This is a genomic window from Arthrobacter sp. I3, assembly GCF_000520575.1.
GTDB lineage: Bacteria > Actinomycetota > Actinomycetes > Actinomycetales > Micrococcaceae > Arthrobacter > Arthrobacter humicola_A.
Window position 1 is genome coordinate 16,318 of the sequence record NZ_KI914933.1, and the last position, 18,004, is coordinate 34,321.

Below are 18,004 nucleotides of genomic sequence, written 5' to 3' on the forward strand. Positions count from 1 at the left end.
GTGCCTCCCCAGGGGCGCGGGCCGTAAGGCCCTAGACCGTGGATTAGTCCCGGCAGAGTCTGGGGTATGACTCAAACGAACCCGGGGCCGGCCCCGGACATCAGGGCCGCCCAACTCAAGGAACAGCCCACGGCGGTGGTGCATGAGACAGTCCCGATGAATGCGTTGCGGGATTTTTTCGGCCGTGCCTTCGCCGCCGTCATGGGTGCGGTGCAGGAGCAGCATGTCCAGTTGGCCGGACCCCCGTTCGCGCTGTACCGCGGCATGCCGACCGACGTCGTCGACGTGGAAGCGGGGTTCCCCCTCGCCGCGCCTTTCACGAACCCCAGTGGCGCGGAAACGGCGGTTGTCGCCGGCACCCTCCCCGCAGGCCAGGCCTACGAGGCGATGCACATCGGTCCCTACGAATCACTGCAGCGTACTTACGGCGCGATCATGGCGCGGATGCGGCAGGACGGCGCGAGCCCGGGAGCAGCAATGTGGGAGTACTACCTCACCGATCCCGGCGTCGAACCCGATCCAGCGAAGTGGCAGACGCTCGTGGTCTGGCCGGTCGACTGAAATGCCGCACTCGAATGGCCCGACCGCCGCGCGGAGGGGCCCCGGCCGGGGGCCGCTGCCCAGGTTTCCAGGGCCCGTCCGACTCATTCTGTCTGATAGGCCACACTATTGCTCTACTCCATGCATAATGTCCTAAACTGCTTCACTGAGGTGCCTGAAATGGCGCTGCGCAGCAACGAAAGTGAACCCCGATATGGCTACCGATTACGACGCCCCACGCAAGACAGAAGAAGAATCTCCCGCTGAGTCGCTGGAGGCCCTTCAGGCGTCCCGCGGCGGCGGCGCGCAGACCGCTGTGATCGACGTCGATGAGAACGACACCGCTGAAGGCATCGATCTTCCCGGTGCGGATCTGTCCGGCGAAGAGCTGACGGTCATTGTTGTTCCGGAGCAGTCCGATGAATTCACCTGCTCCTCGTGCTTCCTGGTCCGTCACAGGTCCCAGGTGGCCCTTGAGAAGAACGGCATGAAGTACTGCCGCGACTGCGAAGGCTAAAACCTTCCGGCAACAGCCAGGCCGTACGAAGCGCCGGACCCGCGAGGGTGCCGGCGCTTCGCCGTTCCCGGCCATGCCTGAGGCTGACGGTGTTATCTGTTCGTGAACGATCTTCACGAGCTGGGTCCGTGCAATCCGTCCGTGACCAGCAACGGGCCACGCTAACGGTTGGGCGCCGAAACTGCGGGGGACCTCGCCCGCCGGGCCGGGCCCGCCTACGCTGAAAGCGTCTGGCCTGCGCTGACTGTTCCGCCAGCCCAAGGGTCAGGCAGCACCAGGGGGTGGCGGCCTTGAAGAAGACCCAGTTGAAGAAGATCCAGTTGAAAAAGGTCAACGCGTTGCTCGCGGCTGTTCTGATGGCCGCCGCGCTCGGGATTCTTGCGCCGGCGCCCGCCGCCGCGGACCCGTACTGCGGACTGGCCTGGGGGTCGCTGAGCAAAATGGATCCGGCCATGAGCCAAGCCAAGGTGGTGAACGTCCGCGCCGGTCAGCACTACTGCTTTGACCGGCTGGTCATTGACCTCAACGGCCCCGTGGCCGGCTACAGCGTCCGCTACGTACCCGCGGTGGTGCAGGACGGGTCCGGCCTGCCGGTCCCGTTGCGGGGCCAGGCCTTCATTCAGCTCACGGTCAATGCTCCCGCATATGACGACGCCGGCAATCCCACCTACAACCCGGCGAACAAGAGTGAATTGGCCGACGTGACCGGCTACCAGACCTTCCGGCAGGTGGCGTGGGCGGGCAGCTTCGAGGGCTATTCGACCATTGGCCTGGGGGTCCGCGCCCGGCTGCCGTTCCGGGTCCTGGCCCTGCCCGGGCCGGGCACCGGGTCCCGGTTCGTGGTGGACGTGGCCCATTTCTGGTGAGGCTGGTGAAGCCGGTGGCAAGGCAGGGCTGCGCGCCTTGCCGGGCGCGTCGGCTAGAGCGAGCCGAGCTCGGCCCGGAGCGGGAAGTCCCGGCCGTCGAGCACCAGCTGCGTGCAGCGTCCCGTGGCGCGGTTCAGAACGATCGGGGCCATGAGGTTGACCGTGGTTGAGCCGGGGGAGTGGTTGACCACGATCAGTACCTGGGCGGCGTCCCGCTCGTCGAGTTCCAGGGCCTCCAGCGAGGCTGCCGGGATCGGCGGAGCGTAGCTCGGTGCAAACACGGCCGCATCGGCCAGGAATAGCCGCACCGGGCTCGAACCTGCCTCCAGGGCGTACAGTCCGGCCGCGCCCTCGACGCTCCGCAGCGCGAAATCGCGCAGCTCCTCGAAGCCAGGCATGGGTGCGGTGAATGTGAGGGGCAGGCTGGCGACCGGAGTGTCCATGACCGGGGTGCTCACCGCAGGAAGTCCATCAGGGTGGGCTGAAGCACCCTTGCCGTCGCCGCGAGGGCCACCTGGTAGTTTGTCTCCTGAAGCTTCAGGTCCATGATGACGCTGCCGAGATCTGCCTTTTCAATGCCCATCTTCTGTGCATCCAAGGTGGCCTCCAGTTCGGTGTTGACGTTGCCGGCGCGTTCCAGCTGCACCTGCCGTGTTCCTATTTCAGCACGTCCGCTGACGATGTTCTTGAAAGATGCCTGCAAGTTGGTGAGGTTCACAGTGGCATCCTCGCCTTTGCGCAGTGACTCGATGGTCTTGGTGACGGCGTCGAAGACGGAGCCGGAGCCGCTGCCGAAGATCGCGGCGCCGTCCGCGTCGACCCGGACGGTTCTGTCGGCACTGATGCGCCGTTCCACTGAGCCGCCGGCGACGCCGTTGAAGACCGGGGGAGTTCCGGTGTCTCCGGGGATGCTCGGGTCGGCCGGGATGGCCGGGCTGAAGGCCGTGGCCGCGTCCGAACTTCCAGCAAAAATGTTCCGGCCAAGGTGCTTGCTGTTGGCGGTTGAGAGCAGATCCTTGTTCAGCCCTTCGAGCTCGACGGCGATCGCGTCCTTGCCCGCCTGGTTGAGCGCGCCGTTGCCGGCCTGGACCGTGAGGTCGAGGATGCGGTTCATGACGTTGGTGGCCTGGCTGAGGGCGGAGTCGGCCGCGTTGAGCCAGCTGGCTCCGTCGTCGATGTTCCTGCCGTACTGGGCGTTGGCGGCGAGCCGTGCCCGCGTATCGAGGGCCTGCGCCGTGGCGGCAGGATCGTCGGACGGGCGCGAAATCTTATCCAGCGTGGTGGCCTTTTCCTGCAGCTGGGCCAGCTTGGACTGCTGGGTCTGCAGGGTCCGCTGGGCGGCCGCGCTCATGGTCAGGTTGGTTACCCGGTTCAGCATGTCTACCTTCCTACCAGTCCGGTGCGGTTGATCAGGACGTCCAGGGCTTCGTCCACAGCCGTCATGACACGGGCCGCGGCCTGGTAAGCGTGCTGGTTGGTGAGCAGGCTGACGTTTTCTTCGTCCAGGCTGACGGACGCCTGCGAGGCGCGGTTGGACTGCGCGGAGATTTCCGCTGCCGAGCTCAACGCTTCATGTTGCTGGGCGCCGCGTGACTGCACTCCGATCCCGGTGACGATGTTTGCCCATGCACTGTCCGGAGACCCGGGCCCAGTGCCAAGCTGTGAGATCTTGTCGGCGAGGCTGCCGTCCAGGTTCCCCGCACCCGCCACACCGACCGCGATCTCTGCGGCGGCCTTGGGCACAACGGCGAGAGCGAGCGCGGCAGGGCCCGCGGCGGCCGGGTCGAAGAAGTTGCCGGACGACGTGCCGTCAGAGGTCCGTCCGCCGAAGTGAAGGGCGTTGACCGCGTCCCGCAGGTCCCCGGCGAACGTGTTCAGTGACTGTGCGGCCGAGTCGATGGCGCCGCCGTTCGCGGCAGGGGCCAGGACGGACAACGCGCCGGCGATTTCCCCGTCGGCGACGGCGATTGCCGCGCCCGGCCGGTCCGCCCACTCAAGCTGCACGGCTGTGCCGAGCTTGTCCGCGCTCTGGCTTCCGGAGAGGGCGAGTGCCCGGACGGAGCTGCCCATCACGAGGGCGTTTCCGCCGACGTGGACATCCACGGTGCCGTCGGCCTGTTCCCTGACGGTGCCGCCGGTCAGCCGGGAGATGGTCTCGGTGAGCTTGGCCCGCGCGTCGATCAGCTCGTTGGCCGATCCTCCCGCGGCGAGGGTTGAGCGGATGCTGGTGTTGAACGCTGCCACCTGCGTGGCGGCGGCGTTGACGGCGTCTACGGCGCCCTGGGCCTGGCCGCGGACGCTGCTCCACTGGCCCTCAAGGGAGCGGTAGGAAGAGGAGACCTTGGTGGCGAGGTCGTTGCCGGCCTGCAGGACCAGTCCCTTGGCGGCGGAGTCGTTGGGGTGGTTGGCGGCGCCTTGCCAGGCCGACCAGAAGCCCTGGAGCGCGGTGGAGATGCCGTTTTCGCCGGGTTCCTGAAGGATGCCTTCGATCCCCTGGAGTGCCGTGGACCGGGCGCTGGCGTAGCCGGACTGGGCCGCCGTCGAGCGGACGCTTCCGTCAAGGAAGCTGCTGCCCAAGCGTGCGATGCCGTCCACGGAGACGCCGTTCCCGGCCTCGGGACGGCCAGAGCCGAACAGGCCCTGCGCGGGAGCCGCGATCGAAGACTGCTGGACGCGCTGCCGGGTGTAACCCTCGGTGGCGGCGTTTGCAATGTTCTGCCCGGCCACGTTCATGCCCTGCTGGGCGGCGGTCAAGCCACGGTAGGCGGTGTTCAGGGCGCCGAAGGTACTCATGGTCGCTTCCTTAGAATTGCTTGTCGAAAATACGCGAGGCTGCAGTTTCCCCGGTCTTGCCCTGCGCGTCATAGGTGCCGGCCGCAGCGGTGGGCCGCAGATCCGCGAGGGATTCCTGGGTGGAACGGACTGCGGTGCGCAGGTACTGCTCGTTCGAGTCGCGCAGTTCCTTGATCAGGGTCGTCTGGTGGGTCAGGGCCGTCAGGTGGGCCGTGAGGATTTCGGACCAGGCGCCTTCCGGCGCGGCGGCGGCGAGTTCACCCAGGGACGCGTCAGTGGGCAGTCCCCAGGTTTCGGCCACGACGGCGGCTTCGATGGTGCGGGCAAGGCTCGCCTTGGAGAGGTGTTCCAGAACCTGCTCGACTTCCTTTGTGCCGTGGGGAAGCCAGCGGGATTTGCCGGCGGTGAGCAGCAGTTGCTCTTCCTCCAGCTTGAAGGTGAGAACGTCCAGGAGTTCACGCTCCCGCCACAGCAGGGCTGAAAGTTCGTGGATGGCCATGGTCCTGACGGCTCCCTCATGTGTGAATGGTGCAAATGACTGGTGCGGTGGTGCCGGGGCGTCGATTTCATCGTGCGGACGATTAAGCCTCCAGCAGGGTTCGTAGAAACTATCGGCAGGGGCGCAGGATTCGTTAGCGGCAATAAGGCTGATAACAGTCGGGACCGGGCGCGGCGTTGAACTGAAAACTCTTTTTGGAATCTTCCTTACGTGTGCTGACCAAATGGCGATAACTACTTCTGAAGGCCCACGGATGGGCCATCGCACATCGTCCCAATCATGGAGGAAACATCATGGGAATGCAGATCAACACCAACATGGCTGCGAACAACGCTTACCGCAGCCTCAGCAACACCCAGACCGACCTGTCCAAGTCGCTGGAGAAGCTTTCCAGCGGCCTGCGCATCAACCGCGCCGGTGACGACGCGGCCGGCCTGGCGATCTCCGAAGGCCTGAAGTCCCAGATCGGCGGCCTCACGGTTGCTTCCCGCAACGCCCAGGATGCAATCGGTGCAGTCCAGACCGCTGAAGGTGGCCTGAACCAGACCCACTCGATCCTGCAGCGTCTTCGCGACCTGGGCGTCCAGGCAGCTAACGATACGAACAACACCGAATCCCGCGACGCCATCAAGACCGAAGCCGACAGCCTGGTCAAGGAACTGGACCGCATCGCGGGCTCAACGAACTTCAACGGCACCGCGCTGCTGAACAGTTCCAAGACTCTGTCATTCCAGGTCGGCGCCAACGCCGATGCTGCGAGCCAGATCGACGTGAACCTCAGCGGCGCCAACGTCAAGCAGATCGCCAGCACGCTCGCGGGAGGCAACCTTGCCACCACTGGGTCTTCCTTCGACGTCGACCTCGCGTCGGTGACGACGGGTGCAGCGACCTTCACGAGCACCAGCAACGGTGTCACCACGTCGGTCACGACGGGCACGCTGAAGGACGATATCGCTGGAGCCGCCGGTTCCGGGTTTGAAAGCGTTGATGAGTACGCCAGTGCACTGCGGGCTGACGCAAACTTTGCTGCCAACTTCACGGTTGCGGTAACCAAGGATGCCAACGGCGCCGGTACCGGCATTGTTGTTTCTGCCTTGAACGGCGGCACCGTCAACGCCACGCCTACGACGGACGACGCCGCTACGGGCGTCACCGCTGTGGCCGCGGGAGCCACGCTGTCCGGCGGCCTGAAGTTCGACAGCGCTGCCAACGCGCAGGCATCCATCAAGATGCTGGACACCCAGATCACCAAGGTCTCCACCGCCCGCGCTGAACTGGGTGCTTCCCAGAACCGCCTCGAGTCGGCTGTGCAGACGATCAACGTGGCCAAGGAAAACCTGACGGCTTCCAACTCCCGTATCCGCGACACGGACATGGCTGAGGAAATGGTCAAGTTCACCCGCAACAACATCCTGTCCCAGGCCGGCACCGCAATGCTGGCCCAGGCAAACCAGTCCAACCAGGGTGTTCTGCAGCTCCTGCGCTAAACCACTGCGGGAAGCGATCACTCCGGTGACTTCCGCTAAGTAGTTCAGCCGCACGTGGCGCCCGGGGAGAGAATTCTTCTCCCCGGGCGCTGTGCAGTACCACCAGCCATTACTGATTCAGCCGGCCATTGTTCTAAGGAGTTGCAGGCATGGGACTTTCTATCGACGGACTTTCCAGCGGGTTGGACACCACAGCGCTGATCAATTCCCTCATGGCCGTGGAAGCAGTCCCGCAAAGCCTCATCAAGAACAAGGCCGCAACTGTCCAAACCGGCATCTCGGCCCTGCAGGGACTCAACACCGCCGTCGCGGACCTCGCAACGAAGGCCGGTAAGCTTTCCGATCCCAAGAGCCTGGAACTGTATTCGGCCTCAAGCAGTTCCGCCAAGGTCACCACCGTGGTCGGTGCCGGAGCGAAGCCGGGTGCGGTTGATTTCACCGTATCGCAGCTGGCCCAGACCCAGGTCTCCGTCAGCAAGAATCTCGCCGCGTGGCCCTACACCACCATGACGGTCACCGGTGAAGGCGGCCAGGCCATCACCGTCACCCCTCTCACTTCATCTCTTGACGACGTCGTTTCCGCCGTGAACCTCTCCGGCGCCGGCATTGTCGCATCGAAAGTTTCCGTGGGCGGCGGCGAGTACAGGCTGCAGTTTGCCTCGTCCAAGACCGGCGTCGCCGGCGGGTTCAGCATCGCCGATCCGGACGGCACCGCCGGGCTGACCAAAGTGCAGCCTGCGCAGGACGCGCAGATCAAGCTGTGGGCGGGAACAGCAGCCGAGGCGACGCTCAGCTCCGCCACCAACACCTTCGCGGATGTCCTGAGCGGAGTCTCGATCACCGTCTCCGAGGTTTCTGCCAGTCCCACTCGCGTCACCGTTGCCCGTGACAACGCCCAGATCAGCAGGGCCGCCTCTGACCTGGTTAGCTCCGTCAACGGAGTCCTGGCGCAGATCGCCACCAAGAGCGCCGTGGTCAGCAGCACCGACGCCTCCGGCAACCCGGTCACTTCAGGCGGCGTCTTCACCGGAGACAGCACCGTTCGTAACGTCAACGCCGCGATCCTGGCCGCTGCGTCCCAGCCCTTGAACGGAAAATCGCCGTCTGAGCTTGGCATCAGCGTGACCAAGACCGGGACGATGGAATTCGACGCCACCAAATTCGGCGACGCCCTGGCGAAGGACCCGGCCGGAACAATGGCGGCCGTGGCCACCATCGCGGGCCGCGTGGCGGACGCCGCCAAGCAGGCCTCCGATCCCTCCACTGGGCTGCTCAGCACCAAGATCAAGGGACAGCAGTCCACCGCGAAGGACTACACCGACCAGATCGCCGACTGGGATGACCGCCTGGAAATGCGTCGGACCACGCTGCAGCGGACCTACTCCGCGCTGGAGGTTGCTCTCAGCGGCATGAAAGCGCAGTCGTCCTGGCTGTCCTCCCAACTCGCAGGACTCTCTTCAGGAAGCTCTTCATCATGACTCTGACCTCCTTCGGCGGCGGCTACGGCAATGCCGGCCAGCGGAACCAGTACCTGGCCGACTCGGTCCTGTCGGCTCCGCCGGCACGCCTCCTCACCATGCTCTACGACCGCCTCCTGCTGGACCTGGGCCGGGCGGAAACGGCGCAGCACGCTGCCGACTGGACCACCGCATCGGAAAACCTGCTGCACGCCCAGGCCATCGTGTCCGAGCTGTCCTCCTCGCTCAAGGTCGACGCGTGGGACGGCGCCAACGGGCTGCTGGGGGTCTACAACTACGTCTCCACCGCACTGACCAACGCGAACATCCAGCGGGACGCGGCGCTGACCCGGGAAGCAATCGAACTCTTGGAGCCCCTGCGGCAAACCTGGCACGAGGCCGCCGCCGCCGCGGTACCAGCGCCCGCAAGCCCCGCGGCGTTTCCCTCCGCAGCTCCAGCCGGTTTCCCGGCAGCAGGGGCCTGGAACACCGGGCCCGGAACAGGCGGCGGGAGTCTCGGCTTTGGCTGAACGGGCTTACTTGGATAGTGGCCCAGGGGGAACCGGATCCAACGACGCCGATTCGTCCCTTCCCGGCAAGATCCCTGAAGACACCACCCTGGCTGCCTGGATGGCCGTCCTTGATGTGCTTGAAATGGCGGTGCAGGCCGCCGAGCGGACCCTGAAGGATCCGCTGGGCCCGCTCGCCGCTCCCGCGGGATCGGTGGCGGAACCCCGGCCGGAGAAGCGCTGGTCTCCGCCGTCGATGAACGGGCCGTTGCCGGCGACCGCGCGGCGTCGCGCCGTCGCACTGGCAGCCGCCCAGGAACGCGTTGCCCTCCGGCTGGAAGAGGCGCGGCTGGGAGTCGCCCGGCAGCTGCAGGCGGTATCGTCGGTGCCCGGCGTGGGGGAGTCCGCCGGAGCCCTGTACCTGGATGTCAACGGCTAGGAATCCCGGGTTCCAAAACATCTGAAATAGTCTTTTGATTTCGCCTAACGCGGCGCTGACCAGTGCCGATAACCACTGTAAGAGCACGGATCGCTCGATTACCGGCCACGGATCGGCCACCCCCACCTTTCCCAGGCAGGACTCTGTGCTCGAATCCGTGACTTCCGCCGCCTTGGCCAGCGCCATGGACGGGCTGGCACTGCGCCAGCGGACCATCGCGAACAACATCGCGAACGTCAACACGCCGAATTACCACGCGAAGCGCGTCAGCTTCGAGGACGCCCTCGCAGCGTCGGTGCAGTCCGGGAACGGCCGCGTCCAGGCAACCACGGCGGAGTCCCTGGAGCCCACGCAGCTGAACGGCAACAACGTCAACCTGGACACCGAGACCCTGTCCAACATCGACACCGTGCTGCGTTTCCAGTTCGCCGCCCGCGCCGTCAACACCGAGTTCACCGCCGTGCGCTCCGCCCTGAGGACCAGCTGATGACCTTCGACATGATCGGCATCGCCGGCTCCGCCCTCACCGTCCACCGCAAGTGGCTCGATGCCGTCTCGGACAACCTCGCCAACATGAACAACGCCTCCGCCACGTCCGGCCCCGCCTTCCAGGCCCGGTACGTCGAGGCCGCGGAGGGCTCGCAGGGCTCGGGCGTGTACGTCAAGAGCACCCAGCTCGGCAACGCCGAGGGCAGGGTCGTCTACCAGCCGGATCACCCGCTGGCGGACGCAAACGGCAACGTGAAGTACCCGGACATTGACATGGCCGAACAGATGGGTGCGCTCATCATCGCCCAGCGCGGCTACCAGGCCAACGCGCAGGTGGTGGATCGCGCCCGCGAAACCTACATGGCCGCCCTTGAGATTGGACGCTCCTAATGACTGTCGCCCCCATCGCCCCCGTCCAGGGCGTCCTGCCGACAAACTATGTGACGGGCGCCGGAGCGGCACCCGTGGCCGGCACTGACGGCTCCGCCTTCGCCACTTCCCTCACCGGCGCGGTGGATAACCTCCAGCAGCTGCAGTCGACGTCGAACCAGCTGGCTGTGTCCGCCGTGACCGGCAACCTGGATGACATCCACAACGCCACGCTTGCCGCGACCCGGGCGCAGGTGACGCTGGAGCTCATGGCCACCATGCGCAACAAGGGCGTTGACGCGTTCAACGAGATCATGAGGATGCAGGCCTGATGCCTCCGCAGATTAACGCTTTCTTCCAGCGCTTCGGCGCGGGCCTGAAGAGCTTCACCGCCGGCCAGCGCACCATCGCCGTGATCGGCGCTGCCCTGCTGGTGGTGGGCATTGTTGCCCTGTCCGCCTGGCTTACCCGCCCGGTGCTGACCCCGCTGTTCTCCGGCCTCCAGACCACCGACGCCAACGGCATCGTCGAACAGCTCCGCAAGGACAACGTTCAGTACGAGCTCAGCGACGGCGGATCCACCATCCTGGTGCCGCAGGACAAGGTCTACGACGAGCGCCTCAAGGCAGCGGCCGCGGGCCTGCCGACTGCCGCCGCCACCGGCTACTCCCTGCTGGACAAGATGGGCGTGACGTCTTCGGAATTCCAGCAGTCCGTCACGTACAAGCGCGCCCTCGAGGGCGAACTTGCCAGCACCATCTCCGCCATGGACGGCGTGAAGACCGCCGCCGTCCGGCTCGCCATCCCCGAGAAAACAGTGTTTGTGTCCAAGGCCCCGGACACCACCGCCTCAGTGTTCATCGAGACCGACGCCGGCGCTGCCCTGACCGGTGACAAGGTGCAGGCGATCGTCCACCTGACCTCCGCCGCCATCGAAAACCTCAAGCCCTCCAACGTCTCCGTGGTCGATTCGCAGGGCAACGTGCTCTCCACCGTCGGCGGCGGGACCGCAGGATCGTCCACCAAGCAGGCCAGCGACTACCAGCAGCGCACCTCGGACGCCGTCCGCGCGGTCATGGACCGCGTGGTGGGCCCGGGCAACTCCACGGTCGCCGTCGCCGCCGACGTGACGGGCGAATCGGCGCAGCAGAAGAGCGAGACTTTCTCCAATGCCGAGGGCGCCCTGCCGCTCAGTGAATCGTCCAAGACCGAGAAATACACCGGAACCGGGGGAGGCGCCGCGGGCGTCCTCGGCCCGGACAACATCGCTGTTCCCGGCGGCACGAGCGGCAACGGCAACTTCGATTCCTCCACCGAAACCAAGAACAACGCGGTCAACAAGGTCACCGAGGACCGGACCATCCCGGCCGGTGCCATCAAGCGGCAGACCATTTCCGTCGCCGTCAGCCAGGCCGCCGCCGGCGGCCTGAACCTGGCGTCGCTGAAGAACCTCGTCACCTCCGCAGCCGGGGCCGACACCGCGCGCGGCGATATTGTCACGGTCGAGGTTGTGCCGTTCAGCACCGCAGCCGCCGACGACGCCGCCAAGGCGCTCGCCGAGGCCCAGGCCAACGCCGAAGCCGAGAAGCAGGCCGCGTTCTTCGGAACCCTCGTCACCGCAGGCAGCATCCTGCTGGGCCTGCTGATCCTGGCCCTGGTGGTCACGATCATCCTGCGGCGCCGCCAGAAGCGCGAGCCCGTGGACCTCGGCGAACGCCTGGACCTGGAGATCATGCCGGTGGCCCCGCCTGTGGTGGCCCTTCCGCCGGCGACGTCGGCGATCCCGATCACCGCCCTGCCCCCGCTTCCGGGCCCGAGCACCGAACAGCTGGAATCCGAGCGCCGCCGGTTTGAAATCGACAACATGGTCGCCGCCAACCCGGAACGGGCCGCCGATTACCTGCGCAGCCTCATGGATGACAGGCAACCGGCATGAAACCCGCCGATACGCCCCTGACCGGCACCCAGCGCGCCGCCGTCGTCCTGATGCAGATGAGCCCCGAGAACGCCGCCAAGGTCATGGCCCAGCTCACGGACACCGAGGCGGAGGAGATTGCCGGGGAGATCGTCAAGCTCCGCAAGGTGGACTCTGACGTCACCGAGCAGATCATGAAGGACTTCCACCAGGCCGCGATGACAACCACGCGCCAGGCCCGGGGAGGCCGGGAACTCGCCGAGGGCCTGCTGGAGGCCTCCTTCGGCTCGGAACGGGCCGCCGGGCTCATGAACCGCCTGACCGTCAATATGGCCGGCAAGTCCTTCGAGTTCCTCGAAGACATCGAACCCGTGCAGATCCTGGCCCTGATCGACGGCGAACTGCCGCAGACCATCGCCCTGGTCCTCGCCCACCTCAGCCCGCGCAAGGCCTCGGCCGTGATGTCCGGGCTGCCCGGCTCGCTGCGCGCCGACGTCGCGCTCAGCATCGCCACCATGGGATCCGGCGCGCCCGAGGCGATCGGGATCGTCGCCGACACCCTCAAACTCCGCGGCGGCGCCGCCGTGTCCCAGCAGGCCTCGAAGGTGGTGGGCGGCATCCAGCCGCTGCTGGAGATCATCAACCGGACCGACGCCGGCACGGAACGGTCCGTGCTGGACGGCCTGGACCTGCTCGATCCCGACCTCGCGGTGGAGATCCGGGCCCAGATGGTGACGTTCGACGACATCGTGAAGCTGGAACGCCGCGACGTGCAGCTGGTGCTGCGCGGACTCGACGCGGCCGTCCTGGCGATGGCGATGAAGGGTGCCTCCGAGCCGGTCCTGGAAACCATCACCACCAACGTCTCCGGGCGCAACCTGGAAATCCTCGAATCCGAGATCGCCGCCCTGGGACCCCTGCGTGCCTCGCAGATCGAAGAGGCCCGTGCCGCCGTCGTCCGGTCCATCCGCGAGCTCGAGGCCGAAGGCCAGATCACCATCCAGCGCGGGGACGAAGAAGACTATGTCTACTGACAACGGCGCGGCCAACGCCCCGGCGCGCGTCGTCTTCCCGTCACTGCGGGCCAACGGCCCGGCCGCCGAACAGGCCGGCTACACCGAAGGCCACGCCGCGGGCTACGCCGCCGGTGTGCGCGCCGCAGCGAAAGAGCAGCGCCGCTGGCGGGACCGGATGGCCGCCGAGCAGGCTGCCTCCCTGGCCGCCGGACAGCAGGACCTGGACCGTGCCGTGCGCGCCCTCGCCGTCGCCCGGACAGACTTTGCGCACCGCAACGTGCAGGCGCTGCAGGACGCCGAAGAAATCCTGGCCCGCACGGCGCTGGAACTGGCCGAGGCCATCCTCGGCTACGAACTGGCCGAAGGCACCCGGACCGCCCGGGCCGCCCTGGCCCGCGCCCTCTCCGGGAATGACTCCGCCACGGTACTGGCAATCCGGCTGCACCCGGCGGACATCGACGTCCTCAGCCGGGAAGGCCAGGAACTGCCCGCCGGGCTGCCGCTCATCGCGGACCCCTCCCTGGGCCGCGGCGACGCGAAGGTCGAATACCAGCAGGGCTGGTTCGACGCCAGCCTCCGCACCGCCCTGGGACGTGCCCGCACGGCGCTCCTGGGAGAGCCAGCGTCGGCAGAGGGCCCGCTGGGAGGCGCACTGGTGGGAGACGCCGTGCCGGGAGAGACCGTGCCGGGAGAATCCGGCCAGGCCGAATTCGGTGCCGGCGCGTACCGGGGCCAGGCATGATCGCCGAGTGGCGGCCGAAGGGCGCCGACTATGCCGCCGCGCTGGCCGCGGCCGCCCCGCAACGGGTCGGCGTCGTCACCTCGGTCATCGGGCTGGGCCTGGAAGTGTCGGGTCTGGACTGCGCCCTTGGTGACCTCGTGACCGTGGGCGGGAACCCTGGCCTTGACGCCGAAGTCGTCGCGGCGCTGGACGGCTCCGTGCGCTGCATGCCGCTGGGCAGGCTGGCCGGCGTGGCTGCCGGTGACCCGGTGCGCGCCAAAGGCAGCGCGGTATTGGTTCCCACCGGGCGGGGCCTGTTCGGCCGGGTCCTTGACGGCCTGGGACGCCCGATCGACGGCAAGGGTCCGCTGCTCAGCGGGCCGCGCGTGCCGATCGACAACGAGGCACCGAACGCCATGAAACGCGCCCGCATCGACACCGCCCTCCAGACCGGCGTGCGCGTCCTGGACACCATGACCACGCTCGGCAAGGGCCAGCGCATGGGCCTGTTTGCCGGCTCCGGCGTCGGCAAATCCTCCCTGCTCTCGATGATCGCCCGCGGAACCGACGCCGAAGTCTCGGTGATCGCCCTCGTTGGCGAACGCGGCCGCGAAGTCCGCGAGTTCCTCGAAGACGACCTCGGCGCCGCCGGCCTGGCGCGCTCCGTGGTGGTGGTCGCCACCTCCGACGAACCCGCCCTCATGCGCATGCGCGCGGCCTTCACCGCCACCCGCATCGCCGAGTCCTTCCGCGACCAGGGCCAGGATGTGGTCCTCATGATGGACTCCCTGACCCGGGTGGCCATGGCGCAGCGCGAGATTGGCCTCTCGGCCGGCGAGCCCCCTGCCACCCGCGGCTACCCGCCGTCGACCTTTTCCATCCTGGCCCGGCTGCTGGAGCGCGCCGGCACGGCCGAGGCCGGCTCCGTTACCGGCATCTACACCGTGCTGGTGGACGGCGATGACCATAACGAGCCCATCGCCGACGCCGCCCGCTCCATCCTGGACGGCCACGTGGTGCTGGACCGCAAACTCGCCGTCACCGGGCACTTCCCGTCCGTGGACGTGCTCGGATCCGTGTCCAGGGTGGCCAGCAAGGTCAATTCCCGGCCACACCTCGACGCCGCCGCCACGCTCCGCCGGGTCCTCGCGGCCCGCAAGGCGGCACAGGACCTGATCGACGTCGGCGCCTACCAGGCCGGGACCAACCCGCTGGTGGACGCTGCGCTGAACCACGAGGGCGACGTCAGCGGTTTCCTCCAGCAGCCGATGGACGAATCCACGGCCCACCCCGAGTCCTGGCAACGGCTCGGCCACCTCACTTCGATCCTGGGAGCAGCAGCATGAACCGCGAATTCTCACTGGCTGGCCTCCTGCGCCTCCGCCAGCTCCAGCAGGACCAGGCGGCAACCGGGCTGGCGCGAGCCCGCTCACGTTCCAGCTCCGTCCGGGTCCGCGAAGCCGCCGCCCGCCGCGAACTTGCCGCCACGGATGACCCCATCTCCAGTTCGGCCTCACTGCGCGCAGTGGCCGCCGCCCGGTCATCCGCGCACAGCATGCTCGCGGACCTGCAAAACCTCACCCACCTGGCCGAGGCCGACGAAGCCAACGCCCGGGCCGAGTTCATCGCTGCCCGCACGCGGTCCGTGGGGCTGGAAAAACTGCAAGCCCGGCACGACGCCGAGGTCAACTCCGCGGACCTGCGCGCCGAACAGTCGGCCCTCGATGAGATCGCCTCGACGCTCTGGCACCGCGATGAGCAGCAGGTGAAGCCATGAGCATGACTGAAGCGATCGGCCGGATGCAGGGCATCCAGTCGATGATCGCGGAATTGAGCCGGCCTGCGGCCACGGAAACCAGCGCGGCCGCTGCCAAGGCGGCGGCCGCGACCTCGCTCGCGTCCGCAACCGGCACCGGCGACTCCGCCACGTTCACCCAGGCGCTTGCCGCGGCACTGGGCGGCAGCGGCGCAACGGATGCCGCTTCCCTCACGGACAGCCTGGGCCTGGGCTCCTCACTGGGCATTGGCGGCACATTGGTACCAGGTAGCGCTGCGGCGGCCGGGACGGCCGCGCTCACCGGCGCCCAGGCAGCCGGAACCGTACATACCGGTGGGGCCGCGACGGGCAATGACGTGGTGGCCGTGGCGAAGAAGTACATCGGTGTTCCCTATGTGTGGGGCGGCACTAATCCGGCCTCCGGCATGGACTGCTCCGGCTTCACCCAGCGGGTCTTCAAGGACCTCGGCGTGGAGCTTCCCCGTGTGGTGAGCGACCAGATGCGCCAGGGCACCCCGGTGGCGTCTCTCGCCGAGGCGAAACCCGGGGACCTCCTGGTGAGCTTCGGCGGCAACCACATTTCCATCTACCTGGGCAACGGCAAGGCGATCGACGCACCCGTGCCGGGCAAGACCATCCAGATCCGCGATGCGTGGGAGCAGCAGTCCAACTTGACCTCCATCCGGCGCATCGTTCCCGCAGGGGCGGCATCATGAAGGCGGCGGCATCGACGGAGTTTGCGGCCGCGCTGGGGGCGACGGTCCGGGCGGCCCGGCAGGGCGCGGACCCGCGGCCCGGCAGCGAAAACGGAAACACAGCCGCCGCGTCCTTCGATGCGGTCCTCAACGACGTCCAGGCCGCAAAGGGCAACAGCACCGCGGCAGAGCCGGGCGCCGCTAAGGCAGTGCCGGCGACCGATGACACGGCGGCCGAACTGCCGCAGCCCAACGGCGGTACGGACCCTGCTTCGCTAAGCGGCACCGCTGCGAACACTGCGACGGGGGCCGACGCTGCTTCCGGGGCCGCACCGGGGACCGACGTTGCTCCGTCCGGTATCACCAGCCTCGTCCCGGCCACGCACGTCCCGGCCCCGTACTTTCCAGCCCCGTACTTTCCAGCCCAGTACGGCACGGCCGAATTCCCGCCGGCCCAGTTTGTCCCCTTTGCACAACTTGGTCAGGCTGGTCAGGTTGCGTTGCCCGGACAGTCGGCGCAGGCCGTTGCCCCGCCGTCGGACAGCAACGATGGTTCCCGCACTGCCGCACCGGCCGTCACTGCGTCCGCGGCCTCGGCGGTTCTTCCCGACGAAGTGCCGGCCGCCGTCGCGCAGACCCCGGCCGTCGCGACCCCGGGATTGGCCGCAACGCGGCGCCAGACTGTGGCCGCCGTCCCCGCTGGGACCATGCCGGACGGTAAGCAGAACGACGCTGCGGCCTCGCAGACGGCGGGCGTGGTCCCGCTGGCCGGGCCCAAGGCCGCCGCCGGCGGACCGGTCAACCGGCCGGTCAATGTGAACGGTCCTGCCCCGACGGCTGCGCCCGTCGACGCCGTGCCCACCGCACCGGCAACTGATGCGGCCTCGCCGGTGGCTACTGTTGCGGCCGCGCCGCTGGCCTCGACTGCCACCGGCGCCGCGGGGATCACCCCTGCGACCGGTCCCGTCCCGGTGCTCAGTGGCCCGGCCAAGGCTGCTGCACCTGCCGGGCCAACGCAGGAAGTCCCGGTGCAGGCCGCCGCCACACCTTCGGCCGCCACCGCACCGAGCGCGGCAGCGGCGGCGCAGACCGCCCAGGGACCTGGGTCTGGTCACGGTGCGTCGCCGGCGGCCACCACCGCGGCCGTGTCCGCGCGGGCGGTCAACGGATCAGACGTCGCCGCCGTCGCTGCCTCCGCGCCCGGACAAGCGCCGACGTCGCCGACCACCTCGCCCGGTACGGCCCCGTCCGGTACGGCGTCATCCGGCAGCCCCGGAGCCGGCACCGGATCCTCCGGCAGCATGTCCACCGGAACCGGAACCGGAACCGTCCCCGCTCCTTTCCACGCCGGCGTCCGGGCGGAACCAGCCGCGGCACCGGTGCCCAACGCCGCCCAGGTTCCGTCGAATCCGGAAGGCGCCCGTGGCGAACTGGCCGCCATCCCCGTCCAGCCGACTCTGGCGGCGGCAACCGTGGCCCAGTCAGTGGCCCAGGCCGTGCCCCAGCCGGCTGCCCAGTCCGCTGCGCAGCCGGCGTTCCAGTCGGCGTCCCCGCCGGCGCCCCATTACGCGGCGCCCCTCCAGTCCCAGCTGGCCAAACCGCTTTTCACTCTCGTGGGGGCACCCCGGGGGCAGCACATCATGACCCTCAAGGTCAGCCCGGAAGATCTGGGTCCACTGACGGTCCGGGCCCAGATCGACGCCGCGGGCGTCCGGATTGAGCTGTTCGCCCCGGGCGATGCGGGACGTGAAGCGGTCCGCGGAATCCTGCCCGAACTCCGCAGGGAACTCCACGGCGCCGGATTCGGGGCCAGCCTTGACCTCTCAGACCACAACAGTCCCGGTTTCGGGCAGCACGGGGCCCAACACGGCACGGGCCAGGACCGGACCGGGACCGGCGGCCAGTTCGCCACGGG

General features: G+C 67.9%; 21 protein-coding genes. 17 read left to right on the forward strand and 4 right to left on the reverse strand.

What is annotated here, in order from left to right:
• The first annotated feature begins 66 nt into the window (after positions 1–66).
• From Y706_RS0113975 to Y706_RS0113985, 3 genes are all read left to right on the forward strand, one after another.
• The gene (locus Y706_RS0113975; RefSeq protein ID WP_043436181.1) at positions 67–561 is read left to right on the forward strand and encodes a GyrI-like domain-containing protein; all 495 of its coding nucleotides are present in this window, start codon (positions 67–69) and stop codon (positions 559–561) included.
• Between the two features lie 193 nt (positions 562–754).
• Positions 755–1,057 carry a DUF4193 domain-containing protein gene (locus Y706_RS0113980; RefSeq protein ID WP_018775830.1) on the forward strand — a complete coding sequence of 101 codons (303 nt, stop codon included), beginning with the start codon at positions 755–757 and terminating at the stop codon, positions 1,055–1,057.
• A 356-nt stretch (positions 1,058–1,413) separates the two neighbouring features.
• Positions 1,414–1,923 (forward strand): AMIN-like domain-containing (lipo)protein, encoded by a 510-nt coding sequence (locus Y706_RS0113985; protein ID WP_084476148.1) that lies wholly within the window; start codon positions 1,414–1,416, stop codon positions 1,921–1,923.
• Between the two features lie 53 nt (positions 1,924–1,976).
• Here the strand turns inward: Y706_RS0113985 and Y706_RS0113990 are convergent, their stop codons facing one another.
• Genes Y706_RS0113990 through Y706_RS0114005 form a run of 4 tightly spaced genes read right to left on the reverse strand, consistent with a single transcriptional unit; the run spans position 1,977 to position 5,215 of the window.
• Positions 1,977–2,381, reverse strand: a complete 405-nt coding sequence (locus Y706_RS0113990) for a flagellar assembly protein FliW (RefSeq protein ID WP_052355076.1) — start codon at positions 2,379–2,381, stop codon at positions 1,977–1,979.
• Positions 2,378–3,301, reverse strand: a complete 924-nt coding sequence (gene flgL, locus Y706_RS0113995) for a flagellar hook-associated protein FlgL (RefSeq protein WP_028277066.1) — start codon at positions 3,299–3,301, stop codon at positions 2,378–2,380. Before flgL ends, Y706_RS0113990 begins: the two co-directional genes overlap by 4 nt.
• A gap of 2 nt (positions 3,302–3,303) precedes the next feature.
• Positions 3,304–4,716 carry a flagellar hook-associated protein FlgK gene (gene flgK, locus Y706_RS0114000; RefSeq protein WP_028277067.1) on the reverse strand — a complete coding sequence of 471 codons (1,413 nt, stop codon included), beginning with the start codon at positions 4,714–4,716 and terminating at the stop codon, positions 3,304–3,306.
• Between the two features lie 10 nt (positions 4,717–4,726).
• The gene (locus Y706_RS0114005) at positions 4,727–5,215 is read right to left on the reverse strand and encodes a flagellar protein FlgN (RefSeq protein WP_018775825.1); all 489 of its coding nucleotides are present in this window, start codon (positions 5,213–5,215) and stop codon (positions 4,727–4,729) included.
• Positions 5,216–5,508: 293 nt separating this feature from the next.
• Between Y706_RS0114005 and Y706_RS0114010 the strand changes: the two genes are divergently transcribed.
• The 14 genes from Y706_RS0114010 to Y706_RS25540 form a co-directional block, all read left to right on the forward strand.
• Positions 5,509–6,702 (forward strand): flagellin N-terminal helical domain-containing protein, encoded by a 1,194-nt coding sequence (locus tag Y706_RS0114010; protein ID WP_028277068.1) that lies wholly within the window; start codon positions 5,509–5,511, stop codon positions 6,700–6,702.
• Between the two features lie 149 nt (positions 6,703–6,851).
• A complete protein-coding gene (gene fliD / locus Y706_RS0114015) occupies positions 6,852–8,180 on the forward strand; it encodes a flagellar filament capping protein FliD (protein ID WP_028277069.1) in 1,329 nt (442 codons plus the stop codon).
• Positions 8,177–8,689: a flagellar export chaperone FliS gene (locus Y706_RS0114020; RefSeq protein WP_028277070.1), complete on the forward strand. Its 513-nt coding sequence runs from the start codon at positions 8,177–8,179 to the stop codon at positions 8,687–8,689. The genes fliD and Y706_RS0114020 overlap by 4 nt, the downstream gene beginning before the upstream one ends.
• 10 nt (positions 8,690–8,699) lie before the next feature.
• A complete protein-coding gene (locus Y706_RS27495; RefSeq protein WP_156945152.1) occupies positions 8,700–9,107 on the forward strand; it encodes a hypothetical protein in 408 nt (135 codons plus the stop codon).
• A 145-nt stretch (positions 9,108–9,252) separates the two neighbouring features.
• Positions 9,253–9,594, forward strand: a complete 342-nt coding sequence (flgB, locus tag Y706_RS0114030; protein WP_028277071.1) for a flagellar basal body rod protein FlgB — start codon at positions 9,253–9,255, stop codon at positions 9,592–9,594.
• Positions 9,594–9,986 carry a flagellar basal body rod protein FlgC gene (locus tag Y706_RS0114035; protein WP_028277072.1) on the forward strand — a complete coding sequence of 131 codons (393 nt, stop codon included), beginning with the start codon at positions 9,594–9,596 and terminating at the stop codon, positions 9,984–9,986. The genes flgB and Y706_RS0114035 overlap by 1 nt, the downstream gene beginning before the upstream one ends.
• Positions 9,986–10,297 (forward strand): flagellar hook-basal body complex protein FliE, encoded by a 312-nt coding sequence (fliE, locus tag Y706_RS0114040; protein ID WP_028277073.1) that lies wholly within the window; start codon positions 9,986–9,988, stop codon positions 10,295–10,297. Before Y706_RS0114035 ends, fliE begins: the two co-directional genes overlap by 1 nt.
• Positions 10,297–11,901, forward strand: a complete 1,605-nt coding sequence (gene fliF, locus Y706_RS0114045) for a flagellar basal-body MS-ring/collar protein FliF (RefSeq protein WP_028277074.1) — start codon at positions 10,297–10,299, stop codon at positions 11,899–11,901. Before fliE ends, fliF begins: the two co-directional genes overlap by 1 nt.
• Positions 11,898–12,914: a flagellar motor switch protein FliG gene (fliG, locus tag Y706_RS0114050; RefSeq protein WP_028277075.1), complete on the forward strand. Its 1,017-nt coding sequence runs from the start codon at positions 11,898–11,900 to the stop codon at positions 12,912–12,914. Before fliF ends, fliG begins: the two co-directional genes overlap by 4 nt.
• Positions 12,904–13,638: a FliH/SctL family protein gene (locus tag Y706_RS27500; RefSeq protein ID WP_052355078.1), complete on the forward strand. Its 735-nt coding sequence runs from the start codon at positions 12,904–12,906 to the stop codon at positions 13,636–13,638. Before fliG ends, Y706_RS27500 begins: the two co-directional genes overlap by 11 nt.
• Entirely contained in the window at positions 13,635–14,963 is a 1,329-nt protein-coding gene (locus Y706_RS0114060) for a FliI/YscN family ATPase (protein ID WP_028277076.1), read from the forward strand. The genes Y706_RS27500 and Y706_RS0114060 overlap by 4 nt, the downstream gene beginning before the upstream one ends.
• Entirely contained in the window at positions 14,960–15,394 is a 435-nt protein-coding gene (locus Y706_RS0114065) for a flagellar FliJ family protein (RefSeq protein WP_026538968.1), read from the forward strand. Before Y706_RS0114060 ends, Y706_RS0114065 begins: the two co-directional genes overlap by 4 nt.
• A complete protein-coding gene (locus tag Y706_RS0114070) occupies positions 15,391–16,110 on the forward strand; it encodes a C40 family peptidase (RefSeq protein ID WP_028277077.1) in 720 nt (239 codons plus the stop codon). The genes Y706_RS0114065 and Y706_RS0114070 overlap by 4 nt, the downstream gene beginning before the upstream one ends.
• On the forward strand, positions 16,107–18,004 hold a 1,898-nt coding region (locus tag Y706_RS25540), incomplete at its 3' end, for a flagellar hook-length control protein FliK (RefSeq protein WP_043436182.1). The genes Y706_RS0114070 and Y706_RS25540, both read left to right, overlap by 4 nt.